Origin of the sequence: Streptomyces subrutilus (genome assembly GCF_008704535.1) — a bacterium.
Lineage (GTDB): Bacteria > Actinomycetota > Actinomycetes > Streptomycetales > Streptomycetaceae > Streptomyces > Streptomyces subrutilus.
This window is the reverse complement of record NZ_CP023701.1, coordinates 4,864,841-4,882,545: the sequence shown is the minus strand read 5'-3', so window position 1 is coordinate 4,882,545 and position 17,705 is coordinate 4,864,841. Positions and strand designations below refer to the sequence as shown.

Below are 17,705 nucleotides of genomic sequence, written 5' to 3'. Positions count from 1 at the left end.
GGAGTCGCGATCCAGTGAGAGCGAGAGCGAGTAGTACGCGCACGGGCGGCCGACGGGCCCCGCAACGGCCCGCGCCCCGCACCGGCACCGGCGTCCACCGCCTGTACGGCCTGCTCGCCGTCCTCCTGCTGCTGGGCGCGGGCCTGGTCCTGCCGGCCGGTGGCGCGCGGGCCGCGGACAACGGCACCTGGGGGGTCTTCCCGACCCCGCCGGCCGGTGCGGCGCTCTCCGACCGGGCGTACTTCTTCCACCAGGGCGAGGCCGGCAGCACCGTCGCCGACAGCGTGACGATCGTCAACTCCTCCGACCGCGACCTGACCTTCCGGGTCTTCGCCACCGATGCCGTGAACACGCCCTCGGGCGGGGCGTTCGCACTGCTACCGGTGGAGGAGCGGCCCGCGGACCTCGGCCGGTGGATCGTCCTGCCGGCGGAGATGGCGCAGCCGCTGACCGTGCCGGCCAAGGGCCGCAAGGACGTCCCGTTCACCGTGAAGGTCCCGGGGGACGCGACGCCGGGCGACCACGTCGGCGGGATCGTGGTGCTGGGCACCGCGGTGGAGGGGGTGCGCCAGGAGGGCGGGGTCCGGGTCGGGGTGAAGCGTTCGGTGGGCGCCCGGCTCTACTTCCGGGTGCCGGGGCCGCTGACCCCGGGGCTGAGCGTGGAGGACGTACGGGTCAACCGGTCGGCGCCGCTGCTGCCGTGGGTCCACGATGCCCGCGCCACCGTCTCGTACGCGCTGGTCAACCGGGGGAACGTGGTGGTCGAGCCCACGGTGACGGTCTCGGCCCGGGGGCTGTTCGGGCGCGGGGTGCTGGACCGGCCCGCCCGGGAGCTGAAGGTGTCCCTGCTGCCGGGGCAGCGCGTCGAGCTGACCGAGGACTGGCCGGACGCCCCGCAGTCGGACCGGGTGACGGTCCGCGTCCGGGCCGGTGCCGCGGCCCACCCCGACCTGGTCTCCGAGTCCGAGGTGGCGTTCCTCGCCGTGCCGTGGCCGGCCGTCGGGGTGCTCCTGGTGCTCGCGGGCGCCGGGGCCGGGCTGTGGGCGCTGCGCCGCGGGCGCCGGGCCCGCGCCGCGGCGGACCGTCCCGCACCGGCCCCGGACCCGGCCGGGGCGCGCTGACCGGGAGCCCCCGGCCGGTGTGGCTATGCCGGGGCGCCTGTCGGGCGTCGGGCGTTATCGAGACGTCGGGAAGCCCAGATCCACGCCCGCGGGGGCGTCCGAGGGGTCCGGCCAGCGGGTGGTGACGACCTTGCCGCGGGTGTAGAAGTGGATGCCGTCGTTGCCGTAGATGTGGTGGTCGCCGAAGAGCGAGTCCTTCCAGCCTCCGAAGGAGTGGTAGCCCACCGGCACCGGGATCGGCACGTTGACGCCGACCATGCCCGCCTGGATCTCCAGCTGGAAGCGGCGGGCGGCGCCGCCGTCGCGGGTGAAGATCGCGGTGCCGTTGCCGAACGGCGAGGCGTTGATGAGGGCCACGCCCTCCTCGTAGGTATCGGTGCGCAGGACGCACAGGACCGGGCCGAAGATCTCGTCGCGGTAGGCGTCCGAGTCGGTCTTGACGTTGTCGAGCAGCGAGAGGCCGATCCAGTGGCCGTCCTCCTTGCCCTCGACCGTGTAGCCGGTGCCGTCCAGCACCACGTCCGCGCCCTGGGCGGCGGCGCCCTTGACGTAGGAGGCGACCTTGTCGCGGTGGGCGGCGGTGATCAGCGGGCCCATCTCGGACGTCGGGTCGTTGCCGGGGCCGACCTTGATCTTCTCGGCGCGCTCGCGGATCTTCTCGACGAGGGTGTCGGCGATGGCGCCGACCGCGACCACCGCGGAGATCGCCATGCAGCGCTCGCCGGCCGAGCCGTACGCGGCCGAGACCGCCGCGTCGGCGGCCGCGTCCAGGTCGGCGTCCGGCAGGACCAGCATGTGGTTCTTGGCGCCGCCGAGCGCCTGGACCCGCTTGCCGTTGGCGGAGGCGGTGGTGTGGATGTGGCGGGCGATCGGCGTGGAGCCGACGAAGGAGACGGCCGCGACGCCGGGGTGGGCCAGCAGCGCGTCCACGGCCACCTTGTCGCCGTGGACCACGTTCAGCACGCCCGCCGGCAGGCCGGCTTCGGTCATCAGCTCGGCCAGCTTGTTGGCGGCCGAGGGGTCCTTCTCGCTGGGCTTGAGGATGAAGGTGTTGCCGCAGGCCACGGCCAGCGGGAACATCCACATCGGCACCATCGCCGGGAAGTTGAACGGGGTGATGCCCGCGACCACGCCGATCGGCTGGCGGATCGAGGAGACGTCCACCCGGTTGGAGACGGACGTGGACAGCTCGCCCTTGAGCTGGGTGGTGATCCCGCAGGCCAGCTCGACGATCTCCAGGCCGCGCGCCACCTCGCCCAGGGCGTCCGAGTGGACCTTGCCGTGCTCGGCGGTGATCAGCTCGGCGATGGCGTCACGGTTGGCGTCCAGCAGCGCGCGGTAGGCGAACAGCACCTTGGTGCGGGCGGCCAGCGAGGACTGCCCCCACGAGACGAAGGCCTCCTGGGCGATCCGTACCGCCCGGTCGACCTCCTCGGCGGAGGCCAGGGCGACCCGGGTGGTGACCGCGCCGGTGGCCGGGTCGGTGACCGGGCCGTAGTTGCCCGACGCGCCCTCGACGGTCGTGCCACCGATCCAGTGGTTGACGGTCTTCATTGCCTTGCTCCTTCACAGATGGCGACGTCGCTGCGCGGCTTGCCGGTCGTACTCGTCACGTGCCTCGGCCGCCGCCTTGCGGGTCGCGGTCTCGGCCACAGGAACATCCCACCACGCCTGTGCGGGGGGCGGGCCCGACACAGTGTCGGGCGTTCGGGTCTGTACGTAGACACATGTGGGACGCCCTGCCGAGCGCGCCTGCGCGAGGGCTTCGCGCAGGTCACGGACGGTACGGGCGCGGATCACGGCCATCCCGAGCGAGGCCGCGTTGGCCGCGAGGTCCACCGGGAGGGGATCTCCGGTGTACGCGCCGTCCGCCGCCCGGAAGCGGTACCCGGTGGCGAAGCCCTCGCCGCCGACCGACGCCGACAGGCCGCCGATGGAGGCGTAGCCGTGGTTGTCGAGGACGACCAGCCTGAGCGGGACGCCCTCCTGCACGGCGGTGACGATCTCGGTCGGGTTCATCAGGTACGTGCCGTCGCCGACCAGCGCCCACACGGGGCGGCCGGGCGCGGCCAGCGCCACCCCGATCGCGGCCGGGATCTCGTAGCCCATGCAGGAGTAGCCGTACTCGACGTGGTACTGGTCCGCGGAGCGGGCCCGCCACAGCCGGTGGAGGTCGCCGGGCAGGGAGCCGGCCGCGTTGACGAGGATGTCGGTGCCGTCGACCAGCGCGTCGAGGAGCCCGAGGACCTGCGCCTGGGTGGGCGGCAGCTCCTCCTCGGCGGCGGGCACCGCCCAGGCCCGCTCGACGCGCTCCTGCCAGTCGGCCGCTCCCCGCCGGTACGCCGCCTCGTACGCGGGGTCCACGCGGTGGCCTCGGACGGCCTCGCGGAGGGCGTCGAGCCCCTCGCGCGCGTCGGCGACGAGGGGGCGGGCGGCGAGCTTGTGGGCGTCGTACGGGTCGAGGTTGAGGCCGGTGAACCGGACGGCCGGGTGCCGGAAGAGCGTCGCGGAGGCGGTGGTGAAGTCGGTCAGCCGGGTGCCGGCCGCGATGACCAGGTCCGCCTCCCGCGCCAGTCCGTCCGCGACGGCCGTCCCCGTGTGGCCGATGGCCCCCACGTCGGCGGGGTGGCCGTGCGGCAGGACGCCCTTGCCCGCCTGGGTGACCGCGACCGGGATGCCGGTGACCTCGGCGAACGCGGCGAGGGCGGCCTGCGCCCCGCTGTGCCGGACGCCCCCGCCCGCGACGATCAGCGGCCGCTCGGCGGTGCGTACGGCCTCGGCGGCCCGGGCCAGCTCGCCGCGGTCGGGCCGGGGCCGGCGCACGCCCCAGGTCCGCTCGGCGAAGAACTCCTCGGGCCAGTCGTGGGCCTGCGCCTGCACGTCCTGCGGCAGCGCCAGGGTGACGGCGCCGGTCTGCACGGGGTCGGTGAGCACCCGTACGGCCTGGAGCGCGGCCGGGATCAGGGCCTCGGGGCGGGTGACCCGGTCGAAGTAGCGGGAGACGGGCCGCAGGGTGTCGTTGACGGACACGTCCCCCGCGTACGGCACCTCCAGCTGCTGGAGCACGGGGTCGGCGGGCCGGGTGGCGAAGGTGTCGCCGGGCAGCAGGAGCACCGGGATCCGGTTGATCGTGGCGAGCGCGGCGCCGGTGACGAGGTTGGTGGCGCCGGGCCCGATGGAGGTGGTGACGGCGTGCGCGGAGAGCCGGCCGCACTGGCGGGCGTAGCCGACGGCGGCGTGCACCATGGCCTGCTCGTTGCGTCCCTGGAGGAACGGCATGGTGTCCTGGCCGGCCTCCAGCAGGGCCTGGCCGAGGCCGGCGACGTTGCCGTGCCCGAAGATGCCCCAGGTGGCGGCGATCAGGCGGTGGCGCCGGCCGTCGCGTTCGGTGTACTGCGCGGCGAGGAAGCGGACGAGGGCCTGCGCGACGGTGAGTTTCATCGGGGGGTCTCCGCCGGGTGGAAGGGCAGCCGGGGGTCGGTCGCCCGGCCGGGCCAGGTGGCGCGGATCCAGCCGTGGTCGGGGTGGTCGCGGATGAGCCATTCGCGGGTGCGGCCGGGGCCCGCCATCACGTTCAGGTAGTACATGTCGTGTCCGGGCGAGGCGATGGACGGCCCGTGCCAGCCGTCGGGGATGAGCACGGCGTCGCCGGTGCGTACCTCGGTGAGGATGTCGGTCCTTCCGGCCGGGGACGGGCTGACGCGCTGGTAGCCGACGCCGGGGACGGCGCCGTGGGGGGCGATCTCGAAGTAGTAGATCTCCTCCAGCCGGGACTCCTCGCCCGGGTGGTGCTCGTCGTGCTTGTGGGGCGGGTACGAGGACCAGTTGCCGCCGGGGGTGAGCACCTCGACGGCGATGAGCCGGTCGCAGGGGAAGGCGTCGGCGGCGGCGAAGTTGTTGACCTGACGGGAGCAGCTGCCCGCGCCGCGCAGTTCGACGGGCACGTCCGCGGCCGGGCCGTACCGCGCGGGCAGGACCCGCTCGCAGCGCGCCCCGGCGAGCGCGAAGCGGCCGCCGGCGGACGAGACGACCTCCGCGTGCGCGTCGCGGGGCAGGTAGGCGAAGTCGGTGACGGCGTCGAACACCCCCTTCCGGCCGTGCAGTTCGAAGACGCGGCCCGGCGGTTCGTGGGCGCCGTCACCGCCGGGGGCGCCCGGGACCGGACCGCCCGCGCTCCCTCCCGCGCGCCCTCCCGCGCCGTGGCCGCCGGCGCGGACGTGCACCGTGCAGCCGCCGGAGAGCGGCAGGACGATCCACTCCGCCTCCCCGCACGGGTGCGCGTACACCTCCCCCGGCTCCAGCTGGAGCACCAGCAACCTCGTCCACTCCATGCGCCACTCAGACACCACCGGCACGACCGAGCACCTCCTCCACTTCGTCGGGGTACGGCATCGCGGTGGAGCAGGCCAGCCGGGAGGCCACGATGGCCCCGGCCGCGTTCGCGTACCGCATCACCCGTTCCAGGTCCCATCCCGCGAGCAGCCCGTGGCACAGCGCCCCGCCGAACGCGTCCCCGGCGCCGAGGCCGTTGACCACGTCCACCGCCACCGGCGGCACCTCGGCCACCGTGCCGTCGCGGTGCACCGCGAGGACGCCGTCCGGGCCGCGTTTGACGACCGCCAGCTCCACTCCGGCGGCGAGCAGGGACCGCGCCGCGGCGTACGGTTCGCCCTCGCCGGTGGCGACGGCGCACTCCTCCGCGTTGCCGACGGCCACCGTGGCCAGGGCCAGGGCCCGTGCGTAGGCCGGCCCCGGGTCCTCCCGCCACAGCGTCGGCCGCCAGTCCAGGTCGAAGACGGTGGTCCCGGACTTCGCCCGGGCTCCGAGCGCCGCGAGGGTGGCGGAGCGGCTCGGCTCCTCGCTCAGGCCGGTCCCCGTCATCCAGAAGACCCGGGCCGCCCGGATCGCGGGCAGGTCCAGCTCGTGCGCCGAGATCTCCAGGTCGGGGGCCTTCGGCAGGCGGTAGAAGTAGAGCGGGAACCGGTCGGGCGGGAAGACCTCGCAGAAGGTGAGCGGCGTGGGGAGCCCCGCGACCTCGGTGGTCCAGCGGTCGTCGACGCCGAAACGGCGCAGTTCCGCGCGCAGGTAGGTGCCGAAAGGGTCCGCGCCGGTACGGGTGACCACCGCCACCCGGCGGCCGAGCCGGGCCGCCGCGACGGCCACGTTGGACGGGGAGCCGCCCAGGAACTTGCCGAAGGTGTCGGCCTCGGCGAGTGGCACCCCCGTCGTCAGGGGGTAGAGGTCCACCCCGATCCGCCCCATGGTGATCAGGTCGAAGCCGATCGGATCGCCGCTCACCGCCAGTCCTCCCGCTCGCTCGTCCACCGTCGCACGTTCCGTGCCCCTTCCCGGCCCGCCGGAGCCCCGCACCCTAAGGTGGCCGCTATGACGTCCTCCCCACCCGCGTTGACCCGTATCCGCATCGGTTCGGCTCCGGACTCCTGGGGTGTCTGGTTTCCCGAGGACCCCCGGCAGACCCCCTGGGTGCGGTTCCTCGACGAGGTCGCGGACGCCGGGTACGAGTGGATCGAACTGGGCCCGTACGGCTACCTGCCCACCGATCCCGTCCGCCTCGCCGAGGAGACGGCCCGGCGCGGGCTGCGGGTCTCGGCCGGGACCGTCTTCACCGGACTCCATCACGGGCCCGGCGTGTGGGCGGAGACCTGGGAGCACGTGTCGCGGATCGCGGCGCTGACCCGTGCGGTGGGCGCGGCCCATCTGGTGGTCATCCCCTCCTTCTGGCGGGACGACAGGACCGGAGAGGTGCGCGAGGACCGGGTCCTCACACCGGGGCAGTGGCGCGAACTGACCAGCCAGACCGAACGCCTGGGCCGGGAGGTCCGCGACCGCTACGGGCTGCGGATCGTCGTGCACCCGCACGCCGACACCCACATCGACACCCCGGAGAACGTGGCCCGGTTCCTGGACGCCACCGATCCGGAGCTGGTCTCCCTCTGCCTGGACACCGGCCACTACGCGTACTGCGGCGGCGACAGCGTCCGGGCCGTCGAGACCTTCGCCGAGCGGATCGGCTACCTGCACCTCAAGCAGGTGGACCCGCGGATCCTCGCCGAGGTCGTCGCGCAGGAGGTCCCCTTCGGGCCGGCCGTGGCCCGCGGGGTGATGTGCGAGCCGCCGTCGGGGGTGCCGGACCTGGAACCGGTGCTGGCGGCGGCCCAGCGGCTCGGGGTGGAGCTGTTCGCCATCGTGGAGCAGGACATGTACCCCTGTCCGCCCGACCGGCCGCTGCCGATCGCCCGGCGCACCCGGGCCTACCTGCGCTCCTGTGGCGCCCGCTGACCCTCCGGAAGGAACACCGCATGAGCACGCTCGGCATCGCCGTCATCGGCACCGGGAAGATGGGCGCGGACCACGTCCGCAGGATCGGCCGGACCGTCGGCGGGGCCCGGGTGGTGGCCGTGGCCGACCCGGACGGGGATCGCGCCGGGCGGGTGGCGGCCGAGCTGGACGGGGCGGGCGCGTACACCGACCCGGCCGCCGCCCTGGCCGCGCCGGGGGTGGAGGCGGTGCTGATCGCCTCCCCCGGACCGGCGCACGAGGAGGCGGTCCTGCACGCGCTGGAACGGCGGCTGCCGGTGCTGTGCGAGAAGCCGCTGACCCCGGATGCGGCGGGTGCGCTGCGCATCATGGAGGCCGAACAGCGGCTGGGGCGGCGGCTGGTGCAGGTGGGGTTCATGCGACGGCACGACGCCGAGTACGAGGAGCTGAAGCAGTTGCTGGACGCGGGCGGCATCGGGCGGCCGCTGTTCCTGCACTGCCGGCACCGCAACGCCTCCTCCCCCGCCTTCTTCACCAGCGACATGCTGATCAGTGATTCGGTGGTGCACGAGGTGGACGCGGCGCGCTGGCTGCTGGGGCAGGAGGTCACGGCGGTGTCGGTGCTCTCGCCCACCCCGTCCTCGGCGGCGCCGGAGGGGCTCCGGGATCCCCGGCTGGTGCTGCTGGAGACCTCGGGCGGGACCGTCGTGGACGTGGAGATCTTCGTGAACTGCGGTTTCGGCTACCAGGTGCAGTGCGAGGCGGTCGGGGAGTCGGGCAGCGCCCGGATCGGTGACGGGCACGCGATGGTCGTCCAGGGTGCGGGGCGCTGGGGCGGCGAGATCGCCCAGGACTTCACGGTGCGCTTCGCCGAGGCCTACGACCGGCAGTTGCGGCGCTGGGTGGCCGCGGCCGGGCACGGTCGGGTGGCGGGCGCGGACGCGTGGGACGGCTACGCGGCCGCCGCCGTCTCGGAGGCGGGCCTCGCGGCCGCCCGCAGCGGTGTCCGGACGCCGGTGGAGCTGGTGGAGCGCCCGCCCCTGTACCGCTGATCCCTCGCGCAGCGCCGACCCGCCCCGGCTGTCCGTCCCGGCTGTCCGTCCCGGCGATCCGTCCGGGCGATCCGTCCCTCCGGTCGTTCTCGCCCTCTGTGTCACCTCTGTCACGAGGGTTGCCCTTGTGTCACACATATCCGCATTACGCGGGTTTTCCGTCACAGGCGCTCGACAGCCCCTCCCCTGCCCTCGCTCCGCGTCGTTCGCCGGGCAGTACCCGAGTGATCGTCAGTGTCCACGCACCGGCTCTCCCGACGGCCTCCCGGCCGGCCCCGCCGCGTGGACAAGGAGGTGTCGTACATGAGCGACCGACAGCTGTGGTCGTACAAGGAGATCGCCGCCCACATCCGGGTCCAGCCGGACACCGTGCGCTCCTACCGCAAGCACGGACTCCTCCCTCCGCCCGACCATGTGGAGGGCGGCAAGCCCTACTGGTACGCCGACACCATCCGCACCTGGGTGGCCCGCCGACCCGGCAACCGGGGCCGCCGCGACACATGAGGCCGCCGGCCGAAGGCGGTCCGACCGGGCCCCGCCTCCGGCCGGCCCGCCCGCCCGGCCCGCCTGCCCGGGCCGCCGGGCCGGCGCCGCCACCCGATCCCGGCCGGCACCTTCAGCCTTCAGCGGCTCGCCCGCCTCCGGGCCGCCCTCACCGCCCCCTTCCATGCCGAGGTCCGGGCCGGTGGCCGGGCCCCCGGCCTCCCCTTCGCCCGGTCCGATCCGCGCGGGCAGCCGGCGCAGCGGGCCCGGGGCAGGTGGCCCTCCCGGTCAGCTTCGTGACGGCCGGGACCAGCAGGCTCCGGACGACCATCGCGTCCATCAGGACCGCCGGGGCGATGCCCGGGCCCAGCATCTTGGTGTTGGCCACCCGCGAGGTGCCGATGGCCGTCATCACCACCGCCAGGATCACCGCGGCCGCGGCGATCAGCCCGCCGGTACGCGCCGGCCCGGTGCGCACCGCGCCCTCGTGGCCGCCGGGCGCGGGGGCCGAACGGGACGCCTACGCGGCCGGGTTGAAGACCGTCCTGCTGCGCTACCTGGAACCCATGGTCACCACGCATCGCCCCCGTTGACCCGGTCCGCGCCACGGCCGCCCGCGCGCGCCCCGCCCTCCTCCCCCGCGCCGGCCAGCAGCCGCAGCCCGGCCAGCGGGAACAGCAGCACGGACAGCATCCCGGCGCCCACCAGCGCCGCCGCCTCGCCGGCCGTCACCTTTCCGGCCTGCACGCCCATCGTGGTGATGGCCACCACCAGGGGCAGTGCGGTGGAGCCGAACAGCACCAGCGCCGATCGGTCCCGCCGCCCCAGGTCCCTGGGGGCCAGCAGCCACATCGGCAGCCCCCGCACCACCAGGAACAGCAGCAGGAAGACCGGGAGCAGCAGCAGTTCCTTCCCGCCGCGCAGCAGCGCGTCCAGGTCGAACTCGATCCCGGTGACCACGAAGAACAGCGGCACCAGGAAGCCGAAGCCCATGGCCTCGACCTTCGACAGCACGGTCGCGCTGCTCTCCGGAGCGGCCCCCTGGAGCACCAGCCGGGTGATCAGCCCGGCGGCGAAGGCCCCGAGCAGGATGTCGAGCCCGAGCACCGCGGAGAGGGCCAGCATCGCCACGAGCACCAGCATCACCAGCCGTACGGCGAACTGGGCGCTGCTGTGCAGGGTCTTGCCGATGACCCGCGAGAACCACGGCGGCTTGGGCCGCAGCGCCCAGAACACGGCCCCCGCCGTCAGCACCGCGAAGGCCACCAGCACCGCCGCCGACCGGGCCGGCGCCCGGCCGCTCAGCAGCAGCGCCATGGCGATGATCGGCCCGAACTCGCCGACGGAGCCCATCGCCATCATCACGGACCCGAACCGCGTCCGGAGCTGCCCGGCGTCCCGCAGCACGGGCAGGATGGCGCCGAGCGCGGTGCTGGTCAGCGCGGTGCCGACGTAGAGGCCCTTGTCGAAGCCGCCGCCGGAGAGCAGGACCCCCGCCGCCAGGCCGAGCACCAGGGCGATCAGCCAGGCCCACACCGACCGGGTGAGGGTGTCCCCCTTGATCCGGTCGAACTCGACCTCGTAGCCGGCCAGGAAGATCAGCATGGCCAGGCCGAGCTGGCTCAGCACGTCGATCACCTGTCCGGTCCGCGCCCATCCGAGCACGTCCGGGCCGAGGAGGATGCCGAGCAGGATCTCGAAGATGACCAGCGGGACGGCCAGCCAGCGCCCGACCGCGTAGGCGAGCAGGGGGGCCAGCACCGCGACGGCCATGATCAGGACGAGGGTTCCCGGTTGGTCCATATCGGCCATTTACATATGGTTCACCCGTATCGTCCACTTCAGAGGAGCCCGCGCGCATCCTCGCTTTAATACCCCCTAGGGGTATAATCTGGGGAGACCGGGAGGAGGCTGGAGCCATCCGCCGCCCCCGGCCGCAGGACGCAACCCGCACGACCCACCCCCGAGGAGAACGACATGACCGCCGAGACGGACACCCAGACCACCACCGTCTACCGGGTGACCGGCATGACCTGCGGACACTGCGAGGGCGCGGTGACCGCCGAGCTCTCCGCCCTGCCGGGCGTCGACTCGGTCAAGGCCGTCGCCGCGACCGGCGAGGTCACCGTGGTGTCCGCGGCCCCGCTCGCCGACGAGGACGTGCGCGCCGCCGTGGACGAGGCCGGTTACGAGCTCACCGGCCGGGCCTGAGCTCCCGCCCCCTCCGGCCGTACCCGCGACACCCGCCGGGCGGCGCCCAGCCGGCCCCACCGGTTCCGCACCGCCCGGCCCTCCCCCTGGAGCCCCGGACCATGAACAGCACAGTGCACGACGGACCCATAGCGGCGGTCGAGCTCGCGATCGGCGGGATGACCTGCGCTTCCTGCGCGGCCCGCATCGAGAAGAAGCTGAACCGGATGGACGGCGTCGAGGCCTCGGTGAACTACGCCACCGAGAAGGCCCACGTCTCCTACACCGGGGACGTCCGGGTGGCCGACCTGATCGCCACCGTCGTCAAGACCGGCTACACCGCCGCCCAGCCCCCGCCGCGTCCGGCCGTCCGGCCGGACGCGGCACCGGGCGCCGGAGCGGCGGCGGAAGCGGGCTCGGACCCCACCGGGGCGTCCGGGGAGCACGAGGAGCCCGATCCCGTGCTCGCCGCCGCGCGCGGGCGGCTGCTCGTCTGCGCCGTCCTCTCGCTGCCCGTGGTGCTGCTCGCGATGGTCCCCGCCCTCCAGTTCGACAACTGGCAGTGGCTCTCGCTCACCCTCGCCTCCCCGGTCGTCGTCTGGGGCGGCCTCCCCTTCCACCGGGCCGCCTGGACCAACGCCCGGCACGGCGCCGCCACCATGGACACCCTGGTCTCGGTCGGCACCCTCGCCGCCTTCGCCTGGTCCCTTTGGGCGCTGTTCTTCGGCCACGCCGGCATGCCCGGCATGCGACACGGCTTCGACCTCACGACCTCCCGAGCGGACGGCTCCTCCGCCCTCTACCTGGAGGTCGCGGCCGGTGTCGTCACCTTCATCCTGCTGGGCCGCTACCTCGAAGCCCGTGCCAAGCGGAAGGCCGGGGCGGCCCTCAAGGCCCTGATGCACCTCGGCGCCAAGGACGTCGCCGTCCTGCGCGACGGCGCCGAGGTGCGGGTCCCGGTGGGCTCGCTCGCGGTCGGCGACCGGTTCGTCGTCCGCCCCGGCGAGAAGATCGCCACCGACGGGACCGTCACCGAGGGCAGCTCCGCCGTCGACGCCTCCCTGCTGACCGGGGAGTCCGTACCCGTCGAGGTCCGCCCGGGCGACGCCGTCACCGGCGCCACCGTGAACGCCTCCGGCCGCCTGGTCGTCGAGGCCACCCGGGTCGGCTCGGACACCCAGCTGGCCCGCATGGCCGCGCTCGTCGAGGCCGCCCAGAACGGCAAGGCAGAGGTGCAGCGGCTCGCCGACCGGATCTCCGCCGTCTTCGTGCCCGTGGTCCTGCTGCTCGCGCTCGGCACCTGGGTCGCCTGGCTCCTGATCACCGACGACCCGACCGCCGCCTTCACCGCCGCCGTCGCCGTCCTGATCATCGCCTGCCCCTGCGCCCTCGGGCTCGCCACCCCGACCGCCCTCATGGTCGGCACCGGACGCGGCGCCCAGCTCGGCATCCTGATCAAGGGGCCCGAGGTGCTGGAGTCCACCCGCCGCGTGGACACCGTGGTGCTCGACAAGACCGGGACCGTCACGACCGGCCGGATGACCCTGACCGGCGTCGTACCCGCCCCCGGCGTCGACGCGACCGAGCTGCTGCGCCTCGCCGGAGCCCTGGAGCACGCCTCGGAGCATCCGATCGCCCGGGCCGTCGCGGCGGGCGCGGCCGCGCGGGCCGGTTCCCTGCCCGTCCCCGAGGCCTTCGAGAACCTGCCGGGGCTCGGCGTCCGGGGCCTGGTCGAGGGACGGGAGGTGCTGGTGGGCCGGGAGCGGCTGCTGGCCGACCGGTCCGTGGCCCTGCCCGCCGCCCTCGCCGAGGCCCGGGCCGCGGCCGAGGCCGCGGGCGCGACCGCCGTGCTCGTCGCGTGGGACGGCGCGGCCCGCGGGGTGCTGACCGTGGCCGACGCCGTGAAGGAGACCAGCGCCGAGGCGGTCTCCCGGCTGCGCGCACTGGGCCTGACGCCGGTGCTGCTGACCGGTGACAACCGGGCCGTGGCCGAGACGGTGGCCCGGGAGGTCGGCATCGACGAGGTCATCGCGGAGGTCATGCCCGAGGACAAGGCCGCGGTGGTCGAGCGGCTCCAGGCCGAGGGCCGTACGGTCGCCATGGTCGGCGACGGGGTCAACGACGCGGCGGCGCTGGCCCGGGCGGATCTGGGCCTGGCCATGGGCACCGGCGCCGACGCGGCCATCGAGGCCGGCGACCTGACCCTCGTACGGGGTGACCTGCGGGTGGCGGCGGACGCGATCCGGCTGTCCCGGCGGACCCTGTCCACGATCAAGGGCAACCTGTTCTGGGCCTTCGGCTACAACGTGGCGGCCCTGCCGCTGGCCGCCGCCGGACTGCTCAACCCGATGATCGCGGGGGCGGCGATGGCCTTCTCCTCGGTGTTCGTGGTGACCAACAGCCTCCGGTTGCGGTCCTTCCGCTAATGGACCGCCTTCGCATTCCCCCCACGGTTCCTTCACGGGAGACGCAGATCACAGTGATGACGACGTAACCATCCGGCGCCGTCATGGGTCTAATGGTGCGATGCCAGGAACGTCTTTGGGGGACGTTCCACGGAGGTCTTGGGGGACGTCCGACGGCATCGGCCGGCCGGGACGCGTGCCCGCGGGAAGCTTTGAGCGGCCCTCCCGACCCGAACGGGTCCCGGCAGACACCGACGCCCCGGCTCGGGTCCCGTGGGGGGAATCCGTACCGGGGAAAGGAAAGCGCCCCGACCGTCGACCCGTGGGGGGATCGACGGCGGGGCGCTTTTCGTATGCGGTCGCGAGCCGCCGCGAGCCGGCCGTACGCCTCGCACGGGGCGTACGCGGCCCGGTCGGACTCGGCGTCAGCGGGCCTCTACGGGGACGAAGTCGCGCAGGACCTCGCCGGTGTAGATCTGGCGCGGACGGCCGATGCGCGAACCGGGCTCCTTGATCATCTCGTGCCACTGCGCGATCCAGCCGGGCAGCCGGCCGAGGGCGAAGAGCACGGTGAACATCTCGGTCGGGAAGCCCATGGCCCGGTAGATCAGACCGGTGTAGAAGTCCACGTTCGGGTAGAGGTTGCGCTCGACGAAGTAGTCGTCGGCCAGCGCGTGCTCTTCCAGCTTGAGCGCGATGTCCAGCAGCTCGTCGCTCTTGCCGAGCGCCGAGAGGACGTCGTGCGCCGCCGCCTTGATGATCTTCGCCCGAGGGTCGAAGCTCTTGTAGACGCGGTGCCCGAAGCCCATCAGGCGGACACCGTCCTCCTTGTTCTTCACCTTGCGGATGAAGGCGTCGACGTCGCCGCCGTCGTTCTTGATGCCTTCGAGCATCTCCAGGACGGACTGGTTGGCGCCGCCGTGCAGCGGGCCCCACAGCGCCGAGATGCCGGCGGAGATCGAGGCGAACATGTTCGCCTGCGAGGAGCCGACCAGGCGCACGGTGGAGGTGGAGCAGTTCTGCTCGTGGTCCGCGTGCAGGATCAGCAGCTTGTCCAGCGCCGAGACCACGACCGGGTCCAGGTCGTACTCCTGGGCCGGCACCGAGAAGGTCATGCGCAGGAAGTTCTCGACGTAGCCGAGGTCGTTGCGCGGGTAGACCACCGGGTGGCCGACCGACTTCTTGTACGCGTAGGCCGCGATCGTGGGCAGCTTGGCCAGCAGGCGGATCGTCGAGAGGTGGCGCTGCTTCTCGTCGAACGGGTTGTGGCTGTCCTGGTAGAACGTGGACAGCGCGCTGACCACGGAGGACAGCATCGCCATCGGGTGCGCGTCGCGCGGGAAGCCGTCGTAGAAGCGCTTGACGTCCTCGTGCAGCAGCGTGTGCTGGGTGATCTCGTTGCGGAACGACGCGAGCTGGTCGACGGTCGGCAGCTCCCCGTTGATCAGCAGGTACGCGACCTCGATGAAGGTCGAACGCTCGGCCAGCTGCTCGATCGGGTAGCCGCGGTAGCGCAGGATGCCCTGCTCACCGTCGAGGTAGGTAATGGCGGACTTGTACGCCGCGGTGTTGCCGTAGCCACTGTCCAACGTGACGAGCCCGGTCTGGGCCCGCAGCTTCGAGATGTCGAAGCCCTGGTCACCGACGGTGCTCTCGACCACCGGGTAGGTGTATTCACCGTCCGCGTACCGGAGTACTACAGAGTTGTCGCTCACGTCATCCCTCACCGACGTAGTGCCTCTTCTTCGAGGTGCCCTGACTGCCTCTACCTTCCCCCATTTGGCGCAGGAGAGTGCACTCGGGGTCGGCCTTTGGTCTTTTTGACGGCACTCAGTGCCGTCAAGCTGCTCATCCTGCCCCCTATGCACCGCTTGTAGGAACCCCAAATGATCGATCATCTAGGTGATGTTTCCCACCGGTATCCGGCCGGCGAGCCGGGCCGCGACCGCCGTGTACCTCCGGCCTGCGGAAACCGTGCGGACCGCCTGTCCGAGGGCCTTGCGCGACCCGACGAGCACCACGAGCTTCTTGGCCCGGGTCACCGCCGTGTAGAGCAGGTTGCGCTGGAGCATCATCCAGGCGCCGGTGGTGACGGGGATCACCACGGCCGGATATTCACTCCCCTGGGAGCGGTGGATGGTGACGGCGTAGGCGTGGGACAGCTCGTCGAGCTCGGCGAACTCGTAGTCGATCGCCTCGTCCTCCTCCGTCGTCACGGTCAGGCGCTGTTCGTCGACGTCCAGGGCGGTGACCACGCCGACGGTGCCGTTGAAGACGCCGTTGGCGCCCTTGTCGTAGTTGTTCCTGATCTGGGTCACCTTGTCGCCGACACGGAAGACCCGGCCGCCGAACCGCTTCTCCGGCAGGCCGGGCCGGCCCGGCGTCATCGCCTGCTGCAGCAGCCCGTTGAGGTTGCCCGCGCCGGCCGGGCCGCGGTGCATGGGGGCGAGCACCTGGACGTCGCGGCGCGGGTCGAGTCCGAACCGGGCCGGGATCCGGCGGGCCGCCACGTCCACGGCGAGCACCCCGGCCGCCTCGGTGTCCTCCTCGGGGAAGAGGAAGAAGTCCGGCAGCCCGTCGGTGATCGGCGGGAGGCCGGTGTTGATCCGGTGGGCGTTGGTGACCACACCCGACTGCTGGGCCTGCCGGAAGATGCGGGTGAGCCGGACCGCGGGCACCGGGCCGCCGTCCGCCAGCAGGTCCCGCAGCACCTCGCCGGCGCCGACGGACGGGAGCTGGTCCACGTCCCCCACCAGCAGCAGGTGCGCGCCCGGAGCCACGGCCTTGACCAGCTTGTTGGCCAGCAGCAGGTCCAGCATCGAGGCCTCGTCGACCACCACCAGGTCTGCGTCCAGCGGGCGTTCCCGGTCGTACGCCGCGTCCCCGCCCGGCTTGAGCTCCAACAGCCGGTGCACGGTGGAGGCCTCGGCCCCGGTGAGCTCCGCCAGCCGCTTCGCCGCCCGGCCGGTGGGCGCGGCGAGCACCACCCTGGCCTTCTTGGCCCGGGCCAGTTCGACGATGGACCGTACGGTGAAGGACTTGCCGCAGCCCGGTCCGCCGGTCAGGACGGCGACCCGGCGGGTGAGCGCGAGCTTGACCGCGTCCCGCTGCTCGGGGGCCAGGGTGGCTCCGGTCCGCCCCGCGAGCCAGCCCAGGGCCTTGTCCCAGTCCACGTCCCCGAACCCCGGCATCCGGTCCTCCTCGGCGTTCAGCAGCCGGCGCACCTGCCCCACCAGTGACAGCTCGGCCCGGTGGAAGGGCACCAGGTACACGGCGGTGAGCGGATCGGGCGCGCCCTGCGGATCGGGCACCCGCTCCCGTACGACGCCCTCGGGGTCGGCGGCGAGTTCGGCCAGGCAGTCGATGACGAGCCCGGTGTCCACCTGGAGCAGTTTCACCCCGTCGGCGATGAGCCGGTCCTCGGGCAGGAAGCAGTGGCCCTGGTCGGTGGACTGCGACAGCGCGTACTGGAGCCCGGCCTTGACCCGCTCGGGGCTGTCGTGCGGGATGCCGACGGCCTGCGCGATGCGGTCGGCGGTGAGGAAGCCGATGCCCCAGACGTCGGCGGCGAGCCGGTAGGGCTGGTTGCGCACCACCGAGATGGAGGCGTCGGCGTACTTCTTGTAGATGCGGACGGCGATGGAGGTGGAGACGCCGACCCCCTGGAGGAAGACCATGACCTCCTTGATGGCCTTCTGCTCCTCCCACGCGGCCCCGATCAGCCGGGTGCGCTTGGGGCCCAGGCCGGGCACCTCGACCAGCCGCCCGGGCTCCTCCTCGATGACGTCGAGGGTGTCGGTGCCGAAGTGCTCCACGATCCGGTCGGCGATCTTCGGGCCGATGCCCTTGATCAGGCCGGAGCCGAGGTAGCGCCGGATGCCCTGGATGGTGGCGGGGAGCACGGTGCGGTAGTTCTCCACCGTGAACTGCTTTCCGTACTGCGGGTGAGAGCCCCAACGGCCCTCCATGCGCAGCGATTCGCCGGGCTGCGCCCCGAGCAGGGAGCCCACGACGGTGAGGAGGTCGCCGGCGCCGCGGCCGGTGTCCACGCGCGCGACCGTGTAGCCGCTCTCCTCGTTGGCGTAGGTGATGCGTTCGAGCACCCCCTCGACCACCGCCGGTTGTACCGCCGCCCCGTTGGTTGCCATGCCCCGAAACTACCGTCCGGGGCCGAC

General features: G+C 73.3%; 13 protein-coding genes and 1 pseudogene. 6 read left to right on the top strand and 8 right to left on the bottom strand.

Annotated features, from left to right (window positions below):
• Positions 1-14: 14 nt before the first annotated feature.
• Positions 15-1,121, top strand: a complete 1,107-nt coding sequence (locus tag CP968_RS21510; RefSeq protein WP_229886862.1) for a WxL protein peptidoglycan domain-containing protein — start codon at positions 15-17, stop codon at positions 1,119-1,121.
• A gap of 54 nt (positions 1,122-1,175) precedes the next feature.
• Here the strand turns inward: CP968_RS21510 and CP968_RS21505 are convergent, their stop codons facing one another.
• From CP968_RS21505 to iolC, 4 genes are read right to left on the bottom strand one after another with little or no spacing between them, the layout of a single operon-like run.
• Entirely contained in the window at positions 1,176-2,675 is a 1,500-nt protein-coding gene (locus tag CP968_RS21505; protein WP_150519550.1) for a CoA-acylating methylmalonate-semialdehyde dehydrogenase, read from the bottom strand.
• Positions 2,676-2,687: 12 nt separating this feature from the next.
• A complete protein-coding gene (gene iolD, locus CP968_RS21500) occupies positions 2,688-4,562 on the bottom strand; it encodes a 3D-(3,5/4)-trihydroxycyclohexane-1,2-dione acylhydrolase (decyclizing) (protein WP_150519549.1) in 1,875 nt (624 codons plus the stop codon).
• Positions 4,559-5,452: a 5-deoxy-glucuronate isomerase gene (gene iolB / locus CP968_RS21495; RefSeq protein WP_150522046.1), complete on the bottom strand. Its 894-nt coding sequence runs from the start codon at positions 5,450-5,452 to the stop codon at positions 4,559-4,561. Before iolB ends, iolD begins: the two co-directional genes overlap by 4 nt.
• A gap of 7 nt (positions 5,453-5,459) precedes the next feature.
• A complete protein-coding gene (gene iolC / locus CP968_RS21490) occupies positions 5,460-6,383 on the bottom strand; it encodes a 5-dehydro-2-deoxygluconokinase (RefSeq protein ID WP_150522045.1) in 924 nt (307 codons plus the stop codon).
• Between the two features lie 123 nt (positions 6,384-6,506).
• Between iolC and CP968_RS21485 the strand changes: the two genes are divergently transcribed.
• The 3 genes from CP968_RS21485 (at position 6,507) to CP968_RS21475 (ending at position 8,956) form a co-directional block, all read left to right on the top strand.
• Positions 6,507-7,421 carry a sugar phosphate isomerase/epimerase family protein gene (locus CP968_RS21485; RefSeq protein WP_150519548.1) on the top strand — a complete coding sequence of 305 codons (915 nt, stop codon included), beginning with the start codon at positions 6,507-6,509 and terminating at the stop codon, positions 7,419-7,421.
• A gap of 20 nt (positions 7,422-7,441) precedes the next feature.
• Positions 7,442-8,452: a Gfo/Idh/MocA family protein gene (locus tag CP968_RS21480; protein ID WP_150519547.1), complete on the top strand. Its 1,011-nt coding sequence runs from the start codon at positions 7,442-7,444 to the stop codon at positions 8,450-8,452.
• A gap of 303 nt (positions 8,453-8,755) precedes the next feature.
• Complete coding sequence (locus CP968_RS21475) at positions 8,756-8,956, top strand: helix-turn-helix transcriptional regulator (protein ID WP_150519546.1); 201 nt, start codon at positions 8,756-8,758, stop codon at positions 8,954-8,956.
• A gap of 194 nt (positions 8,957-9,150) precedes the next feature.
• On the opposite strand, the pseudogene CP968_RS21470 reads toward CP968_RS21475, so the two are convergent.
• Together CP968_RS21470 and CP968_RS21465 are read right to left on the bottom strand one after the other, a co-directional pair.
• Positions 9,151-9,431, bottom strand: a pseudogene (locus CP968_RS21470) (MMPL family transporter); the annotation flags it as partial.
• Positions 9,432-9,505: 74 nt separating this feature from the next.
• The gene (locus CP968_RS21465; RefSeq protein WP_150522044.1) at positions 9,506-10,738 is read right to left on the bottom strand and encodes a cation:proton antiporter; all 1,233 of its coding nucleotides are present in this window, start codon (positions 10,736-10,738) and stop codon (positions 9,506-9,508) included.
• Positions 10,739-10,912: 174 nt separating this feature from the next.
• On the opposite strand from CP968_RS21465, the gene CP968_RS21460 reads away from it, so the two are divergent.
• Complete coding sequence (locus tag CP968_RS21460) at positions 10,913-11,146, top strand: heavy-metal-associated domain-containing protein (protein ID WP_150519545.1); 234 nt, start codon at positions 10,913-10,915, stop codon at positions 11,144-11,146.
• 101 nt (positions 11,147-11,247) lie between these two features.
• A complete protein-coding gene (locus CP968_RS21455) occupies positions 11,248-13,551 on the top strand; it encodes a heavy metal translocating P-type ATPase (protein ID WP_150519544.1) in 2,304 nt (767 codons plus the stop codon).
• A gap of 404 nt (positions 13,552-13,955) precedes the next feature.
• On the opposite strand, the gene CP968_RS21450 is transcribed toward CP968_RS21455, so the two are convergent.
• Together CP968_RS21450 and recD2 are read right to left on the bottom strand one after the other, a co-directional pair.
• The gene (locus CP968_RS21450) at positions 13,956-15,245 is read right to left on the bottom strand and encodes a citrate synthase (protein WP_030010215.1); all 1,290 of its coding nucleotides are present in this window, start codon (positions 15,243-15,245) and stop codon (positions 13,956-13,958) included.
• A gap of 183 nt (positions 15,246-15,428) precedes the next feature.
• Complete coding sequence (recD2, locus tag CP968_RS21445) at positions 15,429-17,678, bottom strand: SF1B family DNA helicase RecD2 (protein WP_150519543.1); 2,250 nt, start codon at positions 17,676-17,678, stop codon at positions 15,429-15,431.
• Between the last annotated feature and the right edge of the window lie 27 nt (positions 17,679-17,705).